Annotated in this window: 15 protein-coding genes and 3 rRNA genes; 10 read left to right on the forward strand and 8 right to left on the reverse strand. The window is 67.6% G+C overall.

Annotated elements, in window-relative coordinates:
* Positions 1-211: 211 nt before the first annotated feature.
* Positions 212-1,465: an ROK family transcriptional regulator gene (locus LGI35_RS16445; RefSeq protein ID WP_227294571.1), complete on the reverse strand. Its 1,254-nt coding sequence runs from the start codon at positions 1,463-1,465 to the stop codon at positions 212-214.
* A gap of 108 nt (positions 1,466-1,573) precedes the next feature.
* Between LGI35_RS16445 and LGI35_RS16450 the strand changes: the two genes are divergently transcribed.
* Both LGI35_RS16450 and LGI35_RS16455 read left to right on the forward strand, forming a co-directional pair.
* Positions 1,574-3,049, forward strand: coding sequence for an MGH1-like glycoside hydrolase domain-containing protein (locus tag LGI35_RS16450; RefSeq protein WP_376601665.1), 1,476 nt, complete (start codon positions 1,574-1,576; stop codon positions 3,047-3,049).
* Complete coding sequence (locus LGI35_RS16455; RefSeq protein WP_227294572.1) at positions 3,046-5,013, forward strand: amylo-alpha-1,6-glucosidase; 1,968 nt, start codon at positions 3,046-3,048, stop codon at positions 5,011-5,013. Before LGI35_RS16450 ends, LGI35_RS16455 begins: the two co-directional genes overlap by 4 nt.
* Positions 5,014-5,152: 139 nt before the next feature.
* On the opposite strand, the gene dusB is transcribed toward LGI35_RS16455, so the two are convergent.
* Complete coding sequence (dusB, locus tag LGI35_RS16460; RefSeq protein WP_227294573.1) at positions 5,153-6,283, reverse strand: tRNA dihydrouridine synthase DusB; 1,131 nt, start codon at positions 6,281-6,283, stop codon at positions 5,153-5,155.
* 102 nt (positions 6,284-6,385) lie between these two features.
* Between dusB and LGI35_RS16465 the strand changes: the two genes are divergently transcribed.
* A complete protein-coding gene (locus tag LGI35_RS16465; protein WP_227294574.1) occupies positions 6,386-7,855 on the forward strand; it encodes an MFS transporter in 1,470 nt (489 codons plus the stop codon).
* Positions 7,856-7,968: 113 nt separating this feature from the next.
* On the opposite strand, the gene LGI35_RS16470 is transcribed toward LGI35_RS16465, so the two are convergent.
* Positions 7,969-8,883 (reverse strand): helix-turn-helix transcriptional regulator, encoded by a 915-nt coding sequence (locus LGI35_RS16470; protein WP_451063854.1) that lies wholly within the window; start codon positions 8,881-8,883, stop codon positions 7,969-7,971.
* Positions 8,884-9,050: 167 nt separating this feature from the next.
* Between LGI35_RS16470 and LGI35_RS16475 the strand changes: the two genes are divergently transcribed.
* The 3 genes from LGI35_RS16475 (at position 9,051) to LGI35_RS16485 (ending at position 12,392) form a co-directional block, all read left to right on the forward strand.
* Entirely contained in the window at positions 9,051-10,493 is a 1,443-nt protein-coding gene (locus LGI35_RS16475; protein ID WP_227294576.1) for an MFS transporter, read from the forward strand.
* 249 nt (positions 10,494-10,742) lie between these two features.
* Positions 10,743-11,777: an aldo/keto reductase gene (locus tag LGI35_RS16480; RefSeq protein WP_227294577.1), complete on the forward strand. Its 1,035-nt coding sequence runs from the start codon at positions 10,743-10,745 to the stop codon at positions 11,775-11,777.
* 24 nt (positions 11,778-11,801) lie between these two features.
* Complete coding sequence (locus tag LGI35_RS16485; protein WP_206301892.1) at positions 11,802-12,392, forward strand: TetR/AcrR family transcriptional regulator; 591 nt, start codon at positions 11,802-11,804, stop codon at positions 12,390-12,392.
* Positions 12,393-12,534: 142 nt separating this feature from the next.
* Here the strand turns inward: LGI35_RS16485 and rrf are convergent.
* From rrf to LGI35_RS16510, 5 genes are all read right to left on the reverse strand, one after another.
* Positions 12,535-12,651 (reverse strand): 5S ribosomal RNA (gene rrf / locus LGI35_RS16490).
* A gap of 89 nt (positions 12,652-12,740) precedes the next feature.
* A 23S ribosomal RNA gene (locus LGI35_RS16495) occupies positions 12,741-15,863 on the reverse strand.
* A gap of 318 nt (positions 15,864-16,181) precedes the next feature.
* A 16S ribosomal RNA gene (locus LGI35_RS16500) occupies positions 16,182-17,709 on the reverse strand.
* The 16S, 23S and 5S rRNA genes sit together here, the layout of an rRNA operon.
* A gap of 660 nt (positions 17,710-18,369) precedes the next feature.
* Positions 18,370-18,588 carry a hypothetical protein gene (locus LGI35_RS16505; protein WP_227294578.1) on the reverse strand — a complete coding sequence of 73 codons (219 nt, stop codon included), beginning with the start codon at positions 18,586-18,588 and terminating at the stop codon, positions 18,370-18,372.
* A 198-nt stretch (positions 18,589-18,786) separates the two neighbouring features.
* Positions 18,787-20,169 carry a glycine--tRNA ligase gene (locus LGI35_RS16510; protein ID WP_100594288.1) on the reverse strand — a complete coding sequence of 461 codons (1,383 nt, stop codon included), beginning with the start codon at positions 20,167-20,169 and terminating at the stop codon, positions 18,787-18,789.
* 197 nt (positions 20,170-20,366) lie between these two features.
* Between LGI35_RS16510 and LGI35_RS16515 the strand changes: the two genes are divergently transcribed.
* Genes LGI35_RS16515 through LGI35_RS16530 form a run of 4 tightly spaced genes read left to right on the forward strand, consistent with a single transcriptional unit; the run spans position 20,367 to position 23,494 of the window.
* Positions 20,367-21,323, forward strand: coding sequence for a metal ABC transporter substrate-binding protein (locus tag LGI35_RS16515; protein WP_227294579.1), 957 nt, complete (start codon positions 20,367-20,369; stop codon positions 21,321-21,323).
* Positions 21,324-21,340: 17 nt separating this feature from the next.
* Positions 21,341-22,123 carry a metal ABC transporter ATP-binding protein gene (locus LGI35_RS16520; protein WP_227294580.1) on the forward strand — a complete coding sequence of 261 codons (783 nt, stop codon included), beginning with the start codon at positions 21,341-21,343 and terminating at the stop codon, positions 22,121-22,123.
* A gap of 1 nt (position 22,124) precedes the next feature.
* Positions 22,125-23,021, forward strand: coding sequence for a metal ABC transporter permease (locus tag LGI35_RS16525; RefSeq protein WP_227294581.1), 897 nt, complete (start codon positions 22,125-22,127; stop codon positions 23,019-23,021).
* Positions 23,022-23,080: 59 nt separating this feature from the next.
* Positions 23,081-23,494 (forward strand): Fur family transcriptional regulator, encoded by a 414-nt coding sequence (locus LGI35_RS16530; RefSeq protein ID WP_227294582.1) that lies wholly within the window; start codon positions 23,081-23,083, stop codon positions 23,492-23,494.
* Positions 23,495-23,532 lie beyond the last annotated feature (38 nt).

Below are 23,532 nucleotides of genomic sequence, written 5' to 3' on the forward strand. Positions count from 1 at the left end.
CCCGTAGACCCCGGATATCGCTCAGGTGAGCGGGCTCAAGGCTCATGTGAGTTCAAGTCATAAATGATCGAGCAGTGGCACTCAGTGCCATGCCTTAGAAACGTACAACCGGCCTCAACATGCTCATCTGAGCGCCACCCCTATCAGGGGTGGCGAGAATCACGCCGTTTCCGGGCCCCTCGATGTCAGCATCCGGACGGAAAACGGGGGGTCACAGGCCGAGCGCCGCGAGCCGCTCCTCCGCCCTGTCCGGCGCGTAGAGGTGCTCCACGACGAGCGCACCCGCCCCGACCAGGGCCGACCGCTCACCGAGCCGCGCGCCGACCACGTCCAGATGAGCGGTGGAGCGCGGCAGGGCCCGCTGGTAGAGCAGTTCGCGTACGCCCGTGAGGAAGGGAGTTCCGGCCAGATCCCCGGCGATCATCAGGACCCCGGGGTTGAGCAGCGTCACCACCGTCGCCAGGACCTCGCCCACGCTGCGCCCGGCCTCCCGTGCCAGGCGCACCGCTTCGGGGTGCCCCTCGGCGAGCAGCTCCCGCACATCCGACCCCGACTCGGCCGGCACCCCGGCCTCCGTGAGCCGCCGCGCAAGGGCGCGCCCGCCGGCCACCGCGGCCAGGCACCCGTACGAGCCGCACCGGCACAGCGCGCCCGCGCCCTCGGGCACCCGGACATGCCCTATGTCGCCCGCTCCCCCGTCGATGCCCCGGTAGATCTGGCCGCCGACGACGACGCCCGCGCCGATGCCGGTGGACACCTTGACGAGGACGAAGGCCGCGCAGTCCGGGTGACCCGTGCGCTGCTCGCCGTAGGCCATCAGGTTGGCGTCGTTGTCGACGAGAACCGGGACGCCGGCCGCGTCACCTGAGCGACCCGACCCACCCGCGCCGCCCGTCTGCTCGGCGAAGGAGCGGCCCAGGCGGCCCCTGATGTCGTAGCCGTCCCAGCCCGGCATGATCGGCGGCTGCACGACGCGGCCCGTGGCGGTGTCGACGGGACCCGGCACCCCGAGCCCGATGCCGCACACCGCGTCCGCGCTCCGGCCCGCCTCCTTCAGGAGCCCGGCGAACCAGCCCCCGAGCGCGCCGAGCACCCGCTCCGGCCCCTCGTCGACGGACAGGGCGCCGGAGCGCTCGGCGAGCAGCTCACCGGTGAGCGTGAGGAGGGCGGCGCGCGCGTGCCGGGTGTCGAGGGAGGCGGCGAGGACGACCGCGTGGGCGTCGTCGAACTCCAGGCGCAGGGAGGGCCGACCGCCCGTCGGCGACCCTGCCGGACCGCCCGCGCCCTCACGCAGCCAGCCCGCCCGGAAGAGCCGGTCGAGGCGCTGGCCGACGGTGGCCCTGGAGAGCCCGGTGGCCTCCTGGAGCGCGCCGCGCGTGATCGCCCGGCCGCTGCGCACGAGGTGCAGCAGGTCCCCGGCGCTCGCCTGGCTCCGCGGCCGCTCTCTCGTCCGGTCCCCGGCCATTCGCACCCCTTGCGTTCGTCAACTGCGCGTTACATATTGGGTTTTGCTGGTCAAGTAGACGTAACTCTATGCTGGATACGGCTTAACTGACAGACCGTGGGAGTTCGTGTGGACCGCACAACCCGGCGGACCGGTGCGGCTCTGCGCCACGCCTCCGATGCCGCCGCTCCCCCGCGCGAGCGCGAGCGGGCCGCGCTGCGCGAGCGGGCCGCGCGGGTCCTGGAGACGAACTGGACGGGCACGTCCACGGTCCCCTCCCGCACCCTCTATCCGCACCAGTGGTCGTGGGACTCCGCGTTCGTCGCCATCGGGTCACGCCATGTGTCGCCGCTGCGCGCCCAGTTGGAGCTGGAGACGCTGTTCGCCGCCCAGTGGGACGACGGCCGGGTGCCGCACATCGTGTTCAACCCCTCCGTCCCCCTCGACGCCTACTTTCCCAGCCCCGACTTCTGGCGCTCCTCCACCTCGGGCCGGGCGGCCGGTGCGCCGCGCGCCGTGCAGACCTCCGGCATCGTGCAGCCGCCGGTGCACGCGCTGGCCGCGTGGCTCGTGCACCGCGCCGACCCCGGGCTGTCCCGGTCCCGCTCGTTCCTGGCCCGCATCCATCCGAAGCTCGCGGCCTGGCACCGCTATCTCCTGCACCGCAGGGACCTGGGCGGCGGCGGCCTCGCCTCGGTGATCCATCCCTGGGAGCAGGGCATGGACAACAGCCCCTGCTGGGACGCCCCGCTGAGCCGGATCGCCCCGGCTCCCGCGCACGCGTTCCACCGCGCCGACCTGGAGCACGGCACGCCCGACGACCGGCCCACCGACCTCGACTACGGCCGGTACGTACGCCTCGCGACGGACTACCGCGACGGACGGTACGCCGACGGAAAGGGCGAGTTCGCCGTCGAGGACCCCTCCTTCAACGCCCTCCTGATCGCCTCCGAGCACGCCCTCGCCCGCATCGCCCGCGAACTCGGCGCCACGGGCACGGCCCGGCACGACCGCGCCGAACGCCTCACGGCAGCCCTGGTCGAGCGCCTGTGGGACCCGGCGACGGGCATGTTCTTCTGCCGCGACCTGCACGCGACCGACAGCCACCCCGCATCCCGCGCACCGGGACACGACACGTCCCGGACGACCACCGGGCAGATGTCACCACCCCCGGCCCTGGTCCCGGAGTACGGCGTCTCGGGCCTGATCCCGCTCATCCTGCCGACGCTTCCCCGGCACGTGACCGACGGCCTGCTGCGCACCGCCCGCGGCCCCCGCTTCGGCCTCGGTACGGCGGTGCGGCTCGTGCCGAGCTACGACCTGACGGGACCGGCCTTCGACCCGCACCGCTACTGGCGCGGACCGGCCTGGTTCAACACGAACTGGCTGATCGAGCGTGGCCTGCGCCTCCACGGCGAGCACGCCGAGGCCGAACGCCTGCGCACCGCGCTGCTCGGCACCGCGCTCGACACGGCCTTCGCCGAATACGTGGATCCGTACACGGGACGCGGCTGCGGCGCGCGCGGCTTCGCCTGGAGCGCCGCGCTCGCCCTGGATCTGCTGCAGCAGCCGCGGGAGCGGCACGAGGGAGGGACCTGGGGATGACGGACCGACAGCATCAACTGCTCGTGCGGGGCGCCACGTTCGCGGCGATCGGCCCGAGCGGTGACATCAGCGGCGTACGCGGATCGGGCTCGCCCGACGGCCTGTTCGTGCGCGACGGCCGGCACCTCAGCCGCTGGCAGCTCACCGCGGACGGCGCCGCGCCCGAGGTGCTCACCCCCGCCGGACCACCGGGCGGGGACGCGGCAGGGCGGACCGGCGCCGGCGAGGGCGTGGCGCGCTGTGTGCTCGTGCCGCGCGGCGGCCGCCTGGAGCCGCCCGCGTACACGCTCTTCCGCGAACAGGCCGTGGCGGACAGCGCGTTCGTCGAAACCCTGCGGGTCGTCTCCAACCGCGCGGCGCCGACGACGGTACGGCTCGCGCTGACCGTCGACGCCGACTTCACCGACCAGTTCGAGCTGCGCGCCGACCACCGCACCTACACGAAGACCGGCGCCGTCCGCTCCCGGTCGGCCCTGGAGGACGGGGTCCGGTTCGGCTACCGGCGGGGCGAGTGGCGCTCGTCGACCACGGTGACCGCGGAACCCGCGCCCGACGCCGTCGAGGAGACCGGCACCGGCGCCCGCCGCCTCGTCTGGGCCCTCGAACTGGCCGGGCACGGCACGGCCGACCTGAGCCTGCGTGTCGCGGCCCGCCCGCACGGCGCGCCCAGCGCCCCGGTCCCCGCCTCCCCCGCCGACGCGGCGGCCGAACTCGCCGCGCGCACCGAGGAGTTCACGCGGGACATCACACTGCCCGCCGCCTGGCCCGGTCTCGCCGCGGCGTGCACGAAGGGCCTCGCCGACCTGGCCGTGCTCCAGGTCCCGGCCACCGGCCCGGACGGCGAGCGGCTGAGCGTGCCGGGCGCGGGCGTCCCCTGGTTCCTCACACTCCTCGGCCGGGACGCCCTTCTGACCTCGCTGTTCGCCCTCCCGTACCGGCCGGGCCTGGCCGCCGCGACGCTCCCGGTGCTCGCCGCTACGCAGGCCACGGAGTCCACCGAGGACGCCGTCGCCCAGCCCGGCAAGATCGTCCACGAGGTGCGGCACGGCGAGCTGGCGCACTTCGGACAGGTCCCGTTCGCCCGCTACTACGGCTCGGTCGACGCGACGCCCCTGTTCCTCGTCCTGCTCGGCGCGTACACGGACCGGACCGGCGACCTGGCGACGGCCCGCCGCCTCGAACCGCACGCGCGGGCCGCCGTCAGCTGGATGCTCGACCACGGCGGCCTCACCTCACGCGGCTACCTCGTCTACCGAGCCGACCGAGGCGGCCTCGCCAACCAGAACTGGAAGGACTCACCGGGCGCCATCTGTTCGGCCGACGGCAGCCGCCCCACGGGCCCCGTGACGGCGGCGGGCGCCCAGGGCTACGCGTACGACGCCCTGCGCCGCACCGCCACGCTCGCCCGCACGGCCTGGGACGACCCGGTGTACGCGGACCTCCTGGAGCAGGCGGCGACCGATCTGCGGGACCGTTTCCAGCGGGACTTCTGGATGGCGGACCGTGCGTTCCCCGCGCTCGCCCTGGACGGCGACGGCCGGCACGTCGACGCGCTGGCGTCCGACGCGGGCCATCTCCTGTGGTCGGGCCTGCTCGACAAGGAGTACGGGGAGGTGGTCGGCCGGCGCCTCCTGGAGCCCGACTTCTTCTCCGGCTGGGGGGTGCGCACGCTCGCTGCCGGTCAGGCCGCGTACCACCCGCTCTCCTACCACCGGGGTTCGGTGTGGCCGCACGACAACGCCCTGATCGCGCTCGGGCTCGCCCGCTACGGGCTGCACGACGAGGCGCGGACGGTGGCGCACGCACTGGTGGAGGCGGCCGCGGCCTCCGGCCACCGGCTGCCGGAGGTGCTCGCCGGGTACGCGCGGGAGGCGTACCCGGCGCCCGTCCCGTACCCGCACGCGTGCGAGCGCGAGTCACGCTCGGCGGCGGCGCCGCTCGCGCTGCTCACGGCGGTCTTTTAGGTCTCCTGGCGGCCGGGGGCGTGCGGGGGCAGAGCCCCCGGTTCCGGGAAAGGGCTGGGCTGGGCTGGGCTGGGCTGGAGGAAACGGCGAAAGGACAAGGTGGGGCGGGTCGGTGAGAAACAACTCCCCCGCGACCAGTTCACCCTCCGGACGTGTCCAGCTCAGCGTCCTCGCTGACACCCGCGCAGTCCCACGGGTCCCTGAGCCAGCCGTCCGGCAGAACCACCCGGTTGTTGCCGGACGTACGGCCGCGAGGCCCGTCCGCGCCCACGGGCCACGCCTGGTCGAGGTCCAGCTCGTCGAGCCCCGCGCGCAGCTCGGCGAGCGACGACGTGACGGCGAGCCGCTTGCGCATCTCGGAGCCGACCGAGAAGCCCTTCAGGTACCAGGCCACGTGCTTACGGAAGTCGATGACACCGCGTGCCTCGTCGCCGATCCACTCGCCGAGCAGCCCCGCGTGCCGCACCATCGCGTCGGCGACCTTGCGCAGGTCGGGCGCGGCGGGCGCGCCCGTGCCCTCGAAGGCGGCGACGAGATCCCCGAACAGCCACGGCCGGCCCAGGCAGCCGCGCCCCACCACGACGCCGTCGCAGCCGGTCTCGCGCATCATCCGCACCGCGTCGTCGGCGCACCAGATGTCGCCGTTGCCGAGGACCGGGATCTCCGGGACGTGCTCCTTCAGACGCGCGATGGCGTCCCAGTCGGCTGTACCGCCGTAGTGCTGGGCCGCGGTGCGCCCGTGCAGGGCGATCGCCGTGACACCCTCCTCGACGGCGATCCGGCCCGCGTCGAGGAACGTGATGTGGTCGTCGTCGATGCCCTTGCGCATCTTCATCGTGACCGGCAGGTCCCCGGCCCCGCTGACGGCCTCCTTCAGGATGGCCCGCAGCAGATTCCGCTTGTACGGGAGCGCGGAGCCGCCGCCCTTGCGCGTCACCTTCGGGACCGGGCAGCCGAAGTTCAGGTCGATGTGATCCGCGAGATCCTCTTCGGCGATCATCCGGACGGCCTTGCCGACCGTCGCCGGATCGACGCCGTACAGCTGGATCGACCGGGGCTGCTCGCTCGCGTCGAAACGGATGAGCTGCATGGTCTTCTCGTTGCGCTCGACCAGCGCCCGCGTCGTGATCATCTCGCTCACGAAGAGGCCCTTGCCGCCGGAATACTCCCGGCACAGGGTGCGGAAGGGCGCGTTCGTGATCCCGGCCATGGGCGCGAGGACCACGGGCGGCTGCACGAGGTGCGGACCGATGGTGAGCTGCTGGGACATCGGGCGGGCTCTCCGAAAACGTGGGGCGGCGGGCAGGGACGGCTCTCCATTGTCCCCCACCTGGCGGGCGGCCCCGCCCGCGGTGGGGCTACCGTCGATTACATGCCCCCTCCACTGACCCACCGCCGGCGGATGCTCGTCCTCGCGATCTGCTGCATGAGCCTGCTGATCGTCAGCCTCGACAACACCGTCCTGAACGTCGCGCTGCCGAGCATGCAGAAGGAGTTCGGCGCGAGCGTCTCCGGCATGCAGTGGACCATCGACGCGTACACGCTGGTCCTCGCCTCGCTCCTGATGCTGGCGGGCTCGACGGCCGACCGGATCGGTCGCCGCCGGATATTCAAGGCCGGCCTGGTGATCTTCACCGTGGGCTCGGTGCTGTGTTCCGTGGCGCCCAACCTGGAGTCGCTCATCGCGTTCCGCATGGTCCAGGCGGTCGGCGGCTCGATGCTCAACCCCGTCGCCATGTCGATCATCACCAACACGTTCACCGAGCCCCGGGAGCGCGCCCGGGCCATCGGCGTCTGGGGCGGCGTCGTCGGCATCTCCATGGCCGCGGGCCCCATCGTGGGCGGCGTCCTCGTCGACTCGGTCGGCTGGCGTTCCATCTTCTGGATCAACCTGCCGGTGGGCCTCGCCGCCCTCCTGCTGACCATGCGCTACGTCCCCGAGTCCCGCGCCCCCAAGCCGCGCCGCCCCGACCCGGTCGGCCAGCTCCTCGTCATGACGCTCCTCGGCTCCCTCACCTACGCGATCATCGAGGCCCCCGCCGCGGGCTGGAGGTCCCCCGTCATCGTGACGTTCGCGTTGCTCGCCCTCGCGGCCCTCGCCGGCCTGATCGCCTACGAGCCACGCCGCGCGGAACCCCTCATCGACCTGCGCTTCTTCCGCTCGGCACCCTTCAGCGGCGCCACGGTGATCGCGATCAGCGCGTTCGCCTCGCTCGGCGGTTTCCTGTTCCTTTCGACGCTCTACCTGCAGAACGTACGCGGCCTCGACGCCCTCGACGCCGGCCTGTGGATGCTGCCGATGGCGGCCATGACCCTGGTGTGCGCCCCGATCTCCGGCCGCATCGTCGGCAACCGCGGCCCCAGGATCCCGCTGCTCGTCGCGGGCATCGCGATGACGGCGAGCGGCGTCCTGTTCGCCGCGTTCGAGGCGGAGACCTCGAACGTCACCCGCTTCATCGGCTACGTCCTGTTCGGCCTCGGCTTCGGCTTCGTCAACGCCCCCATCACCAACACCGCCGTCTCGGGCATGCCCCGCGCGCAGGCCGGCGTCGCCGCCGCGGTCGCCTCCACCAGCCGGCAGATCGGCCAGACCCTCGGCGTCGCCGTCATCGGCGCGGTCCTCGCGTCGGGCATCGCGTCGGGCGTCGGCACGCCCGCGTACGCGACCACGTTCGTCGACGCGAGCCGCGGCGGCTGGTGGATCATCGTGGGCTGCGGCGTCGCCGTCCTCCTGGTCGGCCTCCTCACCAGCGGCCGCTGGGCACGCTCCACCGCCCAGCGCACCGCCCTCTGCCTGGAACAGCCGGAAATCCAGGGGGCCACGGCGGGCGCAAGCTCCTGAAGCGGCCTGCGCCAGAACCCGCGCGGCCTGAAGGATCCTCGCGGGCTCCGACGTCACCACACCCCTGATCGGCCTCCTCACCGACCGCCCGATACCCGTGGCCGCCGGGAAAATCAGGAGGTCACGGCGGGCGCCAGCTCCTGAAGCCGGTCGAGCCCCTCGCGGGACTCCTCGTCGGCGGGCGTGTACGTCACCAGACGGGCCCCCTGGTCCGGGCCGAGCCACAGATCGGTGTGGACCAGGGACAGCGGTCCGACGTGCGCGTTGCGGAAGTACTTCGTCTTGCTGCGCGTGCCCACCACCTCGTGCAGCTGCCACGCCTCACGGAACTCCGGCGACTCGTCCTCGAGCCGCTTGAGCAGCAACTCCCAGGCGGGCTCGCCCAGATGACCGGCCATCGACCCGCGGAACTTGGCCGCCATCAGCCGGATCGTGTCCTCCAGGAACACGAACGACTTCCGCCACTGCTCGTTCGTGCAGATCAGCACCATGCAGTTGCGGTCCTCGGGCGCCACCGTGTCCAGATCGCACAGCAGCCGCCCGTACGTGCGGTTGTACGCGAGGATGTCGTACCGGCTGTTCTGGATGCACGCGGGCAGCGGCTCCAGCTTCTCCAGCATCAGCCGCAGCGCCGGCGTGACCGTCTGGCAGCTCGCCGCGGGCGACGGATCGACGGCCCCGGCGAGCTGGAAGAGATGCGCGCGCTCACTCGCGTCGAGGAGCAGCGTGCGCGCCAGCGCGTCCAGGACCTGCACCGACACCTGAATGTCCCGCGCCTGCTCGAGCCACGTGTACCAGGTGACCCCGACGGCGGACAGCTGCGCGATCTCCTCACGCCTCAGCCCAGGGGTACGCCGGCGCCGGCCACGCGGCAGGCCGACCTGCTCGGGAGTGATGCGGGCGCGACGGTTGCGCAGAAAGTCGGCAAGCTCATGCCGCCGGATCTCGGACTCCCGCTTGGGCGACTCACGCGGGGCTCCACCGGCCTGCCCCTGCCCCTTCGCCGACACCTGCGCCAGCCCTTGCATCTGTGCCTGCGTCGGTGCCTGTGCCTGTGCCGCAGTCGTCTTCGTCGTCCGCGCCATCGTGGTCATGCCTCCAGCCTGCCGCGCCAAGGAGCCTGTTGCCAGGTAGTCCTTCTACCAGGATAAGAACACTCTGGTACCAGTCTGAGCTCCGGACGACGCTGGTACCCATGACCGGAACCGGGACCCGTTCCCTCTCTGTCTCCACCACAGCCCGCACCGCCACGGTTCCACCGGCACTCGGCGGACTCGGGCTCTTCACCGTGCTGGTCGGCGCGGCGCTCCCCCTCATCGACTTCTTCATCGTCAACGTCGCCCTGCCCACCATCGGCCACGACCTGGCCGCGGGCGAGGCACTCCTCGAGCTCGTCGTCGCGGGCTACGGACTCGCGTACGCCGTCCTGCTCGTCCTCGGCGGACGGCTCGGCGACCTCTTCGGCCGGCGCAGGCTCTTCCTCGGCGGCATGATCGCCTTCGGCCTGACCTCACTGGCCTGCGGCCTCGCCCCCGACGCCTGGACCCTCGTGGCCGCGCGCGTCGCGCAGGGCGCCGCGTCGGCCGCGATGCTCCCGCAGGTCCTCGCCACCATCCAGTCGACGACGACAGGCAGGCGCCGGGCGAAGGCCATGGGCCTGTACGGGGCCACGGCGGGCCTGTCCATGGTCGTCGGCCAGATCCTGGGCGGCGTCCTCGTCGCAGCGGACGTCTTCGGGACCGGCTGGCGGTCGGTGTTCCTGGTGAACGTGCCCGTCGTCCTGGTCGGCCTCTTCCTGGCGACCCGTACCGTCCCCGAAACCCGCTCCCCGCACCCCGAACCGGTCGACGGCCCCGGCACGGTACTCCTCGCGGCGTCCCTGCTCACGCTCCTCGCACCCCTGACCGAGGGCAGGGCGGCCGGCTGGCCCCTGTGGACATGGCTCTCGCTCGCGGTGTTCCCCTTCGTCGCGTACGCCTTCTACCAGGTGGAACGCCGGGCGGACCGGCACGGCCGCACCCCACTGGTCCCACCGAGCCTCTTCGCCCTGGTGTCACTGCGCCGCGGCCTGATCATGATCGTGCCGTTCTCCATCGGGTTCAGCGGCTTCATGTTCGTGATCGCGGTGGCACTCCAGCAGGGCGAACACCTCGGCCCCGTACCGGCGGGCCTGGCCCTCGCGCCGATGGCCGCGGTCTTCTTCGGCGTATCCCTCGCGGGCCCGCGCCTCATCGCCCGCTACGGCACCCGGATCGTCACCGCGGGCGGCATCATCCAGGGGGTCGGCGTGGCCCTCATCGCCCTCGCGGCCTGGCGAACCTGGCCCGACCTGGGCGTCCTCGAACTGATGCCGGGCGCCGCACTCGCGGGCGCGGGCCAGGCACTCCAACTCCCCATCCTGTTCCGGCTCATCCTGTCCGAGGTGCCGGCGACGCGGGCGGGGGTGGGCAGCGGCGTCATGATCACCACGCAGCAGTCGGCCCTGGCCCTCGGCGTGGCCACACTCGGCTCCCTCTTCCTCACCCTGACCCCGAGCCTGGGCATGCGAGACGCACTGGTGACAACCCTGCTGGTGCAACTGGCGGGCATAGCCCTGACAACAGCACTGAGCTTGAGGCTGCCACGGCTGGTGAGCTGAGCCGGGGCTGGCCCGGTCAGCCCGCGATGGCCGGGGGTGAGCGCGGCCGACCGGGGGTGACCAGCACTTGCTCCCGGCCATCGCATGGCAGGGGTAGCGGGTGACAGGTGACAGGTGACACCTGGCAGATAACAGATGACGGATAACAGATGACAGCTGACAGATATTGAAATCTGTCAGCTGTCATGTCATCGTGGGCAGCGAGACACAGAACCATCGAACTGACGGCACCGATCTAAGGAGCGCCTGATGTCCCCCACCACTCCCACCTCCCCCACCCTCCACCCTCGCCTTCTAGGCTCCACCGGTCCCGAGGTCTCCGCCATCGGGCTCGGCTGCATGGGGATGTCCGCGCTCTACGGCGAGGCCGACCGGGGCGAGTCCATCGCCACCATCCACGCGGCCCTCGACGCCGGCATCACCCTGCTCGACACCGGGGACTTCTACGCGATGGGGCACAACGAGATGCTCATCGGGGAGGCCTTGCGGACCGCCCCCGCCACACACCGCGAGAAGGCGCTGACCAGCGTGAAGTTCGGCGCTCTGCGCGACCCGGACGGCGGCTGGTCCAGCTACGACGGCCGGCCTGCCGCCGTGAAGAACTTCGCCGCGTACTCGCTCCAGCGCCTCGGCGTCGACCACATCGACGTATACCGGATCGCCCGTGTCGACCCCGACGTACCGATCGAGGAGACCGTCGGCGCCATCGCCGAGCTCGTCGAGAAGGGACACGTCAGGCACATCGGCCTGAGCGAGGTCGGCGCCGACACGATCCGGCGGGCCGCCGCCACCGCCCCCATCTCCGATCTGCAGATCGAGTACTCGCTGATCTCCCGCGGCATCGAGGAGGCGATCCTGCCGGTCACCCGTGAGCTGGGCATCGGCATCACCGCGTACGGGGTCCTGTCGCGCGGCCTGATCTCCGGGCACTTCGGCCGGGACCGCAAGCTCGCCGCGAACGACTTCCGCGGAATGAGCCCGCGCTTCCAAGGCGAGAACCTTCAGCACAACCTCGACCTCGTCGAGTCGCTGCGCAAGATCGCCGAGCAGAAGGGTGCCAGCGTCGCGCAGGTCGCCATCGCCTGGGTACTCAGCCGCGGAGACGACATCGTCCCCCTGGTCGGCGCCCGTCGCAGGGACCGGCTGACGGAGGCGCTCGGCGCTCTCGACATCAACCTGGACTCGGCGGACCTCGCCGCGATCGAGGAGGCCGTCCCGGCCGGTGCCGCCGCGGGTGACCGCTATCCCGAGGCACAGATGGCACACCTCGACAGCGAGCGCTGACCACCGCCCGGTACGGTCGGCATCATGGCAACCGAGACCCTGACCACCGAGCGCATCCTCGAAGCGACCGAGGAGGTACTGCGCCAGCATGGTCCCGCCAAGGCGAACGTCGTCGACGTGGCCCGCGCGCTCGGCGTCAGTCACGGCAGCGTCTACCGGCATTTCGGTACGAAGGCACAGTTGCGCGAGGCGGTCACGAAGCGCTGGCTCGACCGCACCACGAACGAACTGCAACTGCTCATGACAGACGGCTCGCTGACGGCGCCCGCCATGTTGCGCCAATGGCTCGCGACACTGTTCGCGGCCAAGCGCCGCAAGGCGGGCGACGATCCGCAGCTCTTCGCCACGTACCAAGTACTGATCACTGAGAACAGCCGGGTGGTCGAACTCCACGTCGGTGAGCTGATCATGCAGCTCGACCACATCATTCAGGACGGCATCGCCAAGGGGCAGTTCAGCCTTCCTCACCCCGACCCCGCTCTGACGGCCCGCGCGGTATTCGACGCGACCAACCGTTTCCACGATCCGGCGTACGCGGGTGAATGGCAGAAGGCCGGCATCGACGAAGAGTTCAGGGCCCTCACGGATCTCGTGCTCCGCGGCCTGAATTCCTAACCGCACCACCCGCACGATATTCGGCCGGGCCTTGAAAAGGGGTCCGGCCGAAAAAACGGGGACCGGCCCCCGACCAACCCCCAAACGCAGAAAACCCCCGTAACAGGATTCTCATCCGTTACGGGGGTTTTCTACAAAAATAGTTCGGCGGCGTCCTACTCTCCCACAGGGTCCCCCCTGCAGTACCATCGGCGCTGTGAGGCTTAGCTTCCGGGTTCGGAATGTAACCGGGCGTTTCCCTCACGCTATGACCACCGAAACACTATGAAACTGTCAACCGCACCACGCTCTGTGACAAACGTGGGGTTGTTCGTGGTTTCAGAACCAACACAGTGGACGCGAGCAACTGAGGACAAGCCCTCGGCCTATTAGTACCAGTCACCTCCACCCGTTACCGGGCTTCCAGATCTGGCCTATCAACCCAGTCGTCTACTGGGAGCCTTAACCCCTCAAGGGGGTGGGAATACTCATCTCGAAGCAGGCTTCCCGCTTAGATGCTTTCAGCGGTTATCCTTTCCGAACGTAGCCAACCAGCCATGCCCTTGGCAGGACAACTGGCACACCAGAGGTTCGTCCGTCCCGGTCCTCTCGTACTAGGGACAGCCCTTCTCAATATTCCTACGCGCACAGCGGATAGGGACCGAACTGTCTCACGACGTTCTAAACCCAGCTCGCGTACCGCTTTAATGGGCGAACAGCCCAACCCTTGGGACCGACTCCAGCCCCAGGATGCGACGAGCCGACATCGAGGTGCCAAACCATCCCGTCGATATGGACTCTTGGGGAAGATCAGCCTGTTATCCCCGGGGTACCTTTTATCCGTTGAGCGACGGCGCTTCCACAAGCCACCGCCGGATCACTAGTCCCGACTTTCGTCCCTGCTCGACCCGTCGGTCTCACAGTCAAGCTCCCTTGTGCACTTACACTCAACACCTGATTACCAACCAGGCTGAGGGAACCTTTGGGCGCCTCCGTTACTCTTTAGGAGGCAACCGCCCCAGTTAAACTACCCATCAGACACTGTCCCTGATCCGGATCACGGACCCAGGTTAGACATCCAGCACGACCAGAGTGGTATTTCAACGACGACTCCCCCTGAACTGGCGTCCAGAGTTCAAAGTCTCCCACCTATCCTACACAAGCCGAACCGAACACCAATATCAAACTGTAGTAAAGGTCCCGGGGTCTTTCCGTCCTGCTGCGCGAAACGAGCATCTTTACTCGTAGTGCAATTTCACCGGGCCTATGGTTGAGACAGTCGAGAAGTCGTTACGCCATTCGTGCAGGTCGGAACTTACCCGACAAGGAATTTCGCTACCTTAGGATGGTTATAGTTACCACCGCCGTTTACTGGCGCTTAAGTTCTCAGCTTCGCACACCCGAAAGTGCACTAACCGGTCCCCTTAACGTTCCAGCACCGGGCAGGCGTCAGTCCGTATACATCGCCTTACGGCTTCGCACGGACCTGTGTTTTTAGTAAACAGTCGCTTCTCGCTGGTCTCTGCGGCCACCCCCAGCTCGAGGAGCAAGTCCTCTCACCAGTGATGGCCCCCCTTCTCCCGAAGTTACGGGGGCATTTTGCCGAGTTCCTTAACCATAGTTCACCCGAACGCCTCGGTATTCTCTACCTGACCACCTGAGTCGGTTTAGGGTACGGGCCGCCATGAAACTCGCTAGAGGCTTTTCTCGACAGCATAGGATCATCCACTTCACCACAATCGGCTCGGCATCAGGTCTCAGCCTTATGTGTGACGGATTTACCTATCACACGGCCTACACCCTTACCCCGGGACAACCACCGCCCGGGCTGGACTACCTTCCTGCGTCACCCCATCACTCACCTACTACAAGTCTGGTCCGTCGGCTCCACCACTTTCCTTTCCCCGAAGGGTCCGGAACGGCTTCACGGACTTAGCATCGCCTGATTCAATGTTTGACGCTTCACAGCGGGTACCGGAATATCAACCGGTTATCCATCGACTACGCCTGTCGGCCTCGCCTTAGGTCCCGACTTACCCTGGGCAGATCAGCTTGACCCAGGAACCCTTAGTCAATCGGCGCACACGTTTCTCACGTGTGTATCGCTACTCATGCCTGCATTCTCACTCGTGAACCGTCCACAACTCGCTTCCGCGGCTGCTTCACCCGGCACACGACGCTCCCCTACCCATCACGATCCCCGTTGGGGGTATATATCGCAATGACACGACTTCGGCGGTACGCTTGAGCCCCGCTACATTGTCGGCGCGGAATCACTAGACCAGTGAGCTATTACGCACTCTTTCAAGGGTGGCTGCTTCTAAGCCAACCTCCTGGTTGTCTGTGCGACTCCACATCCTTTCCCACTTAGCGTACGCTTAGGGGCCTTAGTCGATGCTCTGGGCTGTTTCCCTCTCGACCATGGAGCTTATCCCCCACAGTCTCACTGCCGTGCTCTCACTTACCGGCATTCGGAGTTTGGCTAAGGTCAGTAACCCGGTAGGGCCCATCGCCTATCCAGTGCTCTACCTCCGGCAAGAAACACACGACGCTGCACCTAAATGCATTTCGGGGAGAACCAGCTATCACGGAGTTTGATTGGCCTTTCACCCCTAACCACAGGTCATCCCCCAGGTTTTCAACCCTGGTGGGTTCGGTCCTCCACGAAGTCTTACCTCCGCTTCAACCTGCCCATGGCTAGATCACTCCGCTTCGGGTCTTGAGCGCGCTACTGAATCGCCCTATTCGGACTCGCTTTCGCTACGGCTTCCCCACACGGGTTAACCTCGCAACGCACCGCAAACTCGCAGGCTCATTCTTCAAAAGGCACGCAGTCACGACGCAAGGAACAAGTTCCTTGCGCGACGCTCCCACGGCTTGTAGGCACACGGTTTCAGGTACTATTTCACTCCGCTCCCGCGGTACTTTTCACCATTCCCTCACGGTACTATCCGCTATCGGTCACCAGGGAATATTTAGGCTTAGCGGGTGGTCCCGCCAGATTCACACGGGATTTCTCGGGCCCCGTGCTACTTGGGTGTCTCTCAAACGAGCCGCTGATGTTTCGACTACGGGGGTCTTACCCTCTACGCCGGACCTTTCGCATGTCCTTCGCCTACATCAACGGTTTCTGACTCGTCTCACAGCCGGCAGACTGTGAAAGAGAGATCCCACAACCCCACATGCGCAACCCCTGCCGGGTATCACACGCATATGGTTTGGCCTCATCCAGTTTCGCTCGCCACTACTCCCGGAATCACGGTTGTTTTCTCTTCCTGCGGGTACTGAGATGTTTCACTTCCCCGCGTTCCCTCCACATACCCTATGTGTTCAGGTATGGGTGACAGCCCATGACGACTGCCGGGTTTCCCCATTCGGAAACCCCCGGATCAAAGCCTGGTTGACGGCTCCCCGGGGACTATCGTGGCCTCCCACGTCCTTCATCGGTTCCTGGTGCCAAGGCATCCACCGTGCGCCCTTAAAAACTTGGCCACAGATGCTCGCGTCCACTGTGCAGTTCTCAAACAACGACCAACCACCCATCACCCCGAACCAGCAGATTCGAGTGCACTGGGGTCGGCACTGAAGGCGACCAATCGGCCGTACCTTCAGACACCCAACAGCGTGCCCGACCCGCTTCCGCCCGGAGATCATGCTTTCCACGCTCCGAAGAGCAGTACTCACAGCCTCCGACCCGAGAACCCGGTCGAATAGTCAACGTTCCACCCTTGAGCAACCACCGTCGGACATTTGCCGACGAAATGGCTCTTGGACCACCAGGTGAAACCTGGCAGCCAAAGTGCTCCTTAGAAAGGAGGTGATCCAGCCGCACCTTCCGGTACGGCTACCTTGTTACGACTTCGTCCCAATCGCCAGTCCCACCTTCGACAGCTCCCTCCCCACAAGGGGGTTGGGCCACCGGCTTCGGGTGTTACCGACTTTCGTGACGTGACGGGCGGTGTGTACAAGGCCCGGGAACGTATTCACCGCAGCAATGCTGATCTGCGATTACTAGCAACTCCGACTTCATGGGGTCGAGTTGCAGACCCCAATCCGAACTGAGACAGGCTTTTTGAGATTCGCTCCGCCTCGCGGCATCGCAGCTCATTGTACCTGCCATTGTAGCACGTGTGCAGCCCAAGACATAAGGGGCATGATGACTTGACGTCGTCCCCACCTTCCTCCGAGTTGACCCCGGCAGTCTCCTGTGAGTCCCCATCACCCCGAAGGGCATGCTGGCAACACAGAACAAGGGTTGCGCTCGTTGCGGGACTTAACCCAACATCTCACGACACGAGCTGACGACAGCCATGCACCACCTGTATACCGACCACAAGGGGGGCACCATCTCTGATGCTTTCCGGTATATGTCAAGCCTTGGTAAGGTTCTTCGCGTTGCGTCGAATTAAGCCACATGCTCCGCTGCTTGTGCGGGCCCCCGTCAATTCCTTTGAGTTTTAGCCTTGCGGCCGTACTCCCCAGGCGGGGAACTTAATGCGTTAGCTGCGGCACCGACGACGTGGAATGTCGCCAACACCTAGTTCCCACCGTTTACGGCGTGGACTACCAGGGTATCTAATCCTGTTCGCTCCCCACGCTTTCGCTCCTCAGCGTCAGTAATGGCCCAGAGATCCGCCTTCGCCACCGGTGTTCCTCCTGATATCTGCGCATTTCACCGCTACACCAGGAATTCCGATCTCCCCTACCACACTCTAGCCTGCCCGTATCGACTGCAGACCCGGGGTTAAGCCCCGGGCTTTCACAACCGACGTGACAAGCCGCCTACGAGCTCTTTACGCCCAATAATTCCGGACAACGCTTGCGCCCTACGTATTACCGCGGCTGCTGGCACGTAGTTAGCCGGCGCTTCTTCTGCAGGTACCGTCACTTTCGCTTCTTCCCTGCTGAAAGAGGTTTACAACCCGAAGGCCGTCATCCCTCACGCGGCGTCGCTGCATCAGGCTTTCGCCCATTGTGCAATATTCCCCACTGCTGCCTCCCGTAGGAGTCTGGGCCGTGTCTCAGTCCCAGTGTGGCCGGTCGCCCTCTCAGGCCGGCTACCCGTCGTCGCCTTGGTGAGCTTCTACCTCACCAACAAGCTGATAGGCCGCGGGCTCATCCTGCACCGCCGGAGCTTTCAACCCCCTCCCATGCGAGAGGGGGTGTTATCCGGTATTAGACCCCGTTTCCAGGGCTTGTCCCAGAGTGCAGGGCAGATTGCCCACGTGTTACTCACCCGTTCGCCACTAATCCACCCCGAAGGGCTTCATCGTTCGACTTGCATGTGTTAAGCACGCCGCCAGCGTTCGTCCTGAGCCAGGATCAAACTCTCCGTGAATGTTTCCGGGATATCCCGGTGAACACCACGAGAGCGGAACCGTCGGGAGGAATAATCCCCACGATTCACTGCGTCCTCGCTAGTGCGCCTCACCCCGGTGTGGGAGTGAGGACTTCTTCAAAGGAACCTCCAACCCACAAAGTGGGCCGGGGTTGTCAATCTGGCGTTGACTTTTGGCACGCTGTTGAGTTCTCAAGGAACGGACGCTTCCTTTGTACTCACCCGAGATACTCTCTCAGGCTTTCCTCCGGGCAGTTTCCCTTCGGTCTTGCGTTTCCGACTCTATCAGACGCTTTCGTGTCTGATTTCCTCGGTGCCTTTCAGGTTTCCGCTCCGGCCTTTCGGCTTTTCGCGTTTCCCTTTCCGGCGGTTCCGACTCTATCAGATCCTTTCGGGCCTGATTCCCAGTCAGCGGGTTTGTCTTCGCGGCTGTTGGGCCGTTCCGACGTCCCAAACTTTAGCGGATTCCCCCGGCGGCGCCTAATCGGGCCGGCGAGTCCACCGCGAATTGAATTCGGGCGTGCCGAATTCACTCCCGGTAGGAGATCGTGCTGCTTGTTTGGGTGCCGCTTGAGCGGCGGAGGTGCTGTCGCGGGGCCGGTTGGCCGGGTGACAACTCGGAGGACTCTAGAGATCTCCGGGCCCCGTGTCAATTCGGCCTTACTGGGGCCCCTGGGCCGACGGGTCCACCGTCGCCTGGTGCTCCTGGGCGAGGTGCTCCTCGGCCTTGAGCCAGGGCAGGAACTGGGCGGGTTTTCGCCAGCCGCAGGTGTCGCATCTGATGGTGCGGCGCGGGCCCGAGCGCTGTACCCGGACCGTGTGCTCCCGGCCGTGCTGGTCCCAGCGACTGACCTTGCTCGTGGTGGTGCTCGGCAGCATGACGCCTCCTCCGCGGCCCCTGTGGGCGCGCGTTCCGCAAGGAGTGTGCAGCAAGAGCAATATCAACAGGGGGGTTTCCGTGGTGCGTTGTGCGTCTCGCCGGCGTCCTCGGCCGCCCGGGAACGACGGAAGCGGCCCAGGAGCGCGATGTGCACGCTCCTGGGCCGCTTCTGTGGTGCCTGGTTCCCCGAGGGGTGATCAGCAGCCGACGAGGCGCGTCGCCAGGTAGCCCTCGATCTGGTCCAGGGAGACACGCTCCTGCTTCATGGTGTCGCGCTCGCGAACCGTGACGGCGTTGTCGTCGAGGGTGTCGAAGTCGACGGTGACGCAGTACGGCGTACCGATCTCGTCCTGGCGGCGGTAGCGGCGGCCGATGGCGCCCGCGTCGTCGAAGTCGATGTTCCAGTTCTGGCGCAGCGCGGTGGCGAGTCCCTTGGCCTTCGGGGACAGCTCCGGGTTGCGGGACAGGGGCAGGACCGCGACCTTGACCGGGGCGAGGCGGTGGTCGAAGCGCATGACGGTGCGCTTCTCCATCTTGCCCTTGGCGTTGGGCGCCTCGTCCTCGACGTAGGCGTCGAGCATGAAGGCGAGCATGGAGCGGCCGACACCGGCGGCGGGCTCGATGACGTACGGGGTGTAGCGCTCGCCGGCTTCCTGGTCGAAGTAGGAGAGGTCCTGGCCGGAGGCCTTGGAGTGCGCGGAGAGGTCGTAGTCCGTGCGGTTGGCGACGCCCTCGAGCTCGCCCCACTCGTTTCCGCCGAAGCGGAAGCGGTACTCGATGTCAGCGGTGCGCTTGGAGTAGTGGGAGAGCTTCTCCGCCGGGTGCTCGAACCAGCGCATGTTCTCCTCGCGCATGCCGAGGCCGGTGTACCAGTTCCAGCGCTGCTCCATCCAGTACTCCTGCCACTTCTCGTCCTCGCCCGGCTTGACGAAGAATTCCATCTCCATCTGCTCGAACTCGCGGGTGCGGAAGATGAAGTTGCCGGGCGTGATCTCGTTGCGGAAGCTCTTGCCCATCTGGGCGATGCCGAACGGCGGCTTGCGGCGCGAGGTCTGCTGGACGCTGGCGAAGTTGGTGAAGATGCCCTGGGCGGTCTCGGGGCGCAGGTAGGCGATGGAGCCGCTGTCCTGGGTGGGGCCGAGGTGCGTGGAGAGCAGGCCCGAGAACTGCTTGGGCTCGGTGAAGGTGCCCTTGTTGCCACAGTTGGGGCAGTTGAGGTCGGTGAGGCCGTTCTCCGGCAGCTTGCCGTGCTTGGCCTCGTACGCCTCCTCCAGGTGGTCCGCGCGGTACCGCTTGTGGCAGGAGGTGCACTCGGTGAGCGGGTCGGTGAACGTGGCGACGTGACCGGAGGCCTGCCAGACCTCGGTCGCCAGGATCACGGACGAGTCGATACCGACGACGTCCTCGCGCGAGGTGACCATGTAGCGCCACCACTGGCGCTTGAGGTTTTCCTTCAGTTCGACGCCCAGCGGCCCGTAGTCCCAGGCGGCGCGCTGGCCGCCGTAGATCTCGCTGCACGGGTAGACGAAGCCACGGCGCTTGCTGAGGCTGACGATGGTGTCGATCTTGTCGGCGGCCACGGTGCTCTCTTCATTACGACGACGACGAAGCTGCTGCTTCAGAGCGAATGCGAATGCTTCAGGTTACCGGCGGCGTAGGGCTCCGGATCAAATCGGTTGGGGGTCCGGAGCCCGGGCTGGGGTGGGATGCCCGTTTCGGTGTGATCGCGGCGACAGCTTGTTGACAATCGTTTCCAGATTTGTTGAAAATGAGTGTCATGAACGTACGACGCCTCATACCCACCGCCGCGGTCGCCTCCGTCACCGTGCTCGGCATCACGGCCCTGTCGGCCTGCTCCGCCTCCTCGGGTGACGGCAGGAACAGCGACGGCAAGCTCGCGGTGGTGGCGTCGTTCTATCCGATGCAGTACCTCGCGGAGCAGATCGGCGGGGACCACGTCGCCGTCACCAATCTGACCAAGCCCGGCCAGGAGCCGCACGACCTGGAGCTCAGCGCGAAGCAGACCGCGCAGCTGCAGGAAGCGGGTGTCGCCCTCTATCTCAAGGGCCTCCAGCCGGCCGTCGACGACGCGATACAGCAGTCCGGGATCAAGACCAAGGTCGATGCCGCCTCCCTGACGCATCTGGAGAAGCACGGCACCGAGGTCGGCGGGCACGCCGAGGAGCACGACCACGAGCACGGCGGCGAGGGCGGCCGGGATCCGCACATCTGGCTGGACCCGGTGAAGTACGCCGAGGTCGCCGAGGGGGTGGGCAAGGCCTTCGAGAAGGCCGACCCGGATCACGCGGCGGCGTACAAGAAGAACACCGCGGCTCTGGTCGGCAAGCTCGACGGGCTGAACACGCGGTTCGAGGACGGGCTGAAGAACACCGATTCGAAGGTGTTCATCACGACCCACGCGGCCTTCGGCTATCTCGCCGAGCGGTACGGGCTCACCGAGGAGGCCATCAGTGGTCTCGACCCGGAGAGCGAGCCCAGCGCGGCGCGCGTGAAGGACCTCCAGAACATGGCGAAGGCCGACGGGGTGACCACGGTCTTCTACGAGACCCTCGTCAGCGACAGGACCGCGAAGACTCTCGCGGGCGACGCGGGCCTCAAGACCGATGTGCTCGACCCGCTCGAGGGCATCACCGACAAGTCCGAGGGCGACGACTACATCCAGGTCATGGAGTCGAACCTGAAGGCCCTGCAGACGGCGCTCGGCGCCAAGTGACCACGGAGGACAGCGGCATGGACGCATCGGTGAAGGCCGGCGAGCCCGTCATAGCCCTGCGCAGCGTGACGGCCGAGCTCGGCTCGCGTCCCGTGCTGCGCGGCATCGACCTGACCGTGCGCCGCGGTGAGGTCGTGGCCCTGCTCGGCGCCAACGGTTCGGGCAAGTCGACGGCCGTGCGCACCGTGATCGGCCAGGTGCCCGTCAGCGGCGGCGAGGTCGAGATCTTCGGTACGCCGCGTCGGCGGTTCCGGGACTGGGCGCGGGTCGGTTACGTGCCGCAGCGGACGACCGCCGCGGGCGGGGTGCCGGCCACGGTCACCGAGGTCGTGTCCTCGGGGCGGCTGTCGCGGGCGCGGTTCGGGCTGCTGCGCAAGGCGGACCGTGAGGCGGTGCGCCGGGCGCTGGAGCTGGTCGGGATGGCCGACCGTGCCAAGGACTCGGTGGACGCGCTCTCCGGCGGCCAGCACCAGCGCGTCCTCATCGCGCGCGCCCTGGCCTCCGAACCCGAGCTGCTGATCATGGACGAGCCGATGGCGGGCGTCGACCTGGCGAGCCAGGAGATCCTCGCGAAGACGCTGCGGGCGCAGGTCGAGGCCGGCGCGTCCGTGCTGCTCGTCCTGCACGAGCTGGGTCCGCTGGAGCCGCTGATCGACCGTGCGGTCGTGCTGCGTGACGGCTGCGTCCTGCACGACGGGCCTCCGCCGGAGGCGGTCGGTCAGCACGCGCTGCCGGGCCACGACCACGTCCACCCGCACACCTCGGATCTCACCCCCGTACGCACAGGACTGCTGAGCTGACATGGAATTCCTCGACTCCGCCTTCATGCAGCGGGCCCTGCTCGCCGCGGTCCTGGTGGGCATCACCGCCCCGGCGATCGGCATCTATCTCGTCCAGCGCCGGCAGGCCCTGATGGGTGACGGCATCGGCCATGTCGCGATGACGGGCGTCGGCCTCGGCTTCCTGCTGTCTACGTCGCCCGTGTGGATGGCGATGGCCGTCTCCGTGGTCGGCGTGGTGATCATGGAGCTGATCCGCTGGTACGGGAAGACGCGCGGCGACATCGCGCTCGCGATGCTCTTCTACGGGGGTATGGCGGGCGGCGTGATGCTGATCAACCTCGCCCCCGGCGGTTCCACGGCGAACCTGCAGAGTTATCTCTTCGGCTCGCTGTCGACCGTCTCGCAGAGCGACCTCGTGTCGATCTGTGTCCTCGCCGGATTCGTCGCCGTGGTCACGATCGGTCTGCGCCGGCAGCTGTTCGCGGTCAGCCAGGACGAGGAGTTCGCCCGGGTCACCGGTCTGCCGGTGCGCGTCCTGAACCTGCTCGTCGCGGTGACCGCGGCGGCGACCGTCACCGTCGCGATGCGCGTCGTGGGTCTGCTCCTGGTGTCCGCGCTGATGGTGGTCCCGGTGGCGGCCGCGCAGCAGCTCACGCGGAGCTTCGCGGCGACGTTCGCGATCGCCGTCGCCATCGGCGTCACCACGACGCTGGGCGGCACGATCACCAATTACTACGTCGAGATCCCGCCCGGCGCGACGATCGTGCTGCTGACCATCGCGGCGTTCATCGTCTTCAGCCTGATCGCCACGCCGCTGGCCAGGCGCAGGGCGCGGGCGGCGGCGAGCGCGGCCGGTGACCCGGCGGAGTGCGCTATTCCAGGCCGGATCCCCGGTCAGGCCGGGGCCGAGGTCTGACCCGGGCACCGTGCGGCCTGGCACAATGGGCCGCCGGCAGTAAATCCGAGGAGGCAACAGTGGGAGCCCCGGTTCGAGGCAGGTCGACCCGCCAGCGTGCGGCCGTGGCGGCGGCGCTCGACGAGGTGGACGAGTTCCGCAGTGCCCAGGAGCTCCACGACGTCCTCAAGCACAAGGGTGACTCGGTGGGTCTGACGACCGTCTACCGCACCCTGCAGTCCCTCGCCGACGCGGGCGAGGTCGATGTCCTGCGCACGTCGGACGGCGAGGCCGTCTACCGGCGCTGCTCCAGCGGCGAGCACCACCATCACCTCGTGTGCCGGGTGTGCGGCAAGGCGGTCGAGGTCGAGGGCCCGGCCGTGGAGAAGTGGGCCGAGGCGATCGCCACGGAGCACGGGTATGTGAACGTGGCGCACACGGTGGAGATCTTCGGTACGTGCGCGGAGTGCGCGGGCGCCGCCGCGGAGAGCTGAGCGCCGTTTCTCGCGTGTGCTGTGGGGGGTACTTCCGA

The sequence above is a fragment of the Streptomyces longhuiensis genome, from assembly GCF_020616555.1.
GTDB classification, from domain to species: Bacteria; Actinomycetota; Actinomycetes; order Streptomycetales; family Streptomycetaceae; genus Streptomyces; species Streptomyces longhuiensis.

Excerpts from the sequence above, each read along its gene's own strand:
- LGI35_RS16445 (WP_227294571.1), bottom strand. The coding sequence starts at position 1,465 with ATGGCCGGGGACCGGACGAGAGAGCGGCCGCGGAGCCAGGCGAGCGCC.
- LGI35_RS16455 (WP_227294572.1), top strand. The coding sequence starts at position 3,046 with ATGACGGACCGACAGCATCAACTGCTCGTGCGGGGCGCCACGTTCGCG.
- dusB (WP_227294573.1), bottom strand. The coding sequence starts at position 6,283 with ATGTCCCAGCAGCTCACCATCGGTCCGCACCTCGTGCAGCCGCCCGTG.
- LGI35_RS16465 (WP_227294574.1), top strand. The coding sequence starts at position 6,386 with ATGCCCCCTCCACTGACCCACCGCCGGCGGATGCTCGTCCTCGCGATC.
- LGI35_RS16470 (WP_451063854.1), bottom strand. The coding sequence starts at position 8,883 with ATGCAAGGGCTGGCGCAGGTGTCGGCGAAGGGGCAGGGGCAGGCCGGT.
- LGI35_RS16475 (WP_227294576.1), top strand. The coding sequence starts at position 9,051 with ATGACCGGAACCGGGACCCGTTCCCTCTCTGTCTCCACCACAGCCCGC.
- LGI35_RS16480 (WP_227294577.1), top strand. The coding sequence starts at position 10,743 with ATGTCCCCCACCACTCCCACCTCCCCCACCCTCCACCCTCGCCTTCTA.
- LGI35_RS16485 (WP_206301892.1), top strand. The coding sequence starts at position 11,802 with ATGGCAACCGAGACCCTGACCACCGAGCGCATCCTCGAAGCGACCGAG.
- LGI35_RS16505 (WP_227294578.1), bottom strand. The coding sequence starts at position 18,588 with ATGCTGCCGAGCACCACCACGAGCAAGGTCAGTCGCTGGGACCAGCAC.
- LGI35_RS16515 (WP_227294579.1), top strand. The coding sequence starts at position 20,367 with ATGAACGTACGACGCCTCATACCCACCGCCGCGGTCGCCTCCGTCACC.
- LGI35_RS16520 (WP_227294580.1), top strand. The coding sequence starts at position 21,341 with ATGGACGCATCGGTGAAGGCCGGCGAGCCCGTCATAGCCCTGCGCAGC.
- LGI35_RS16525 (WP_227294581.1), top strand. The coding sequence starts at position 22,125 with ATGGAATTCCTCGACTCCGCCTTCATGCAGCGGGCCCTGCTCGCCGCG.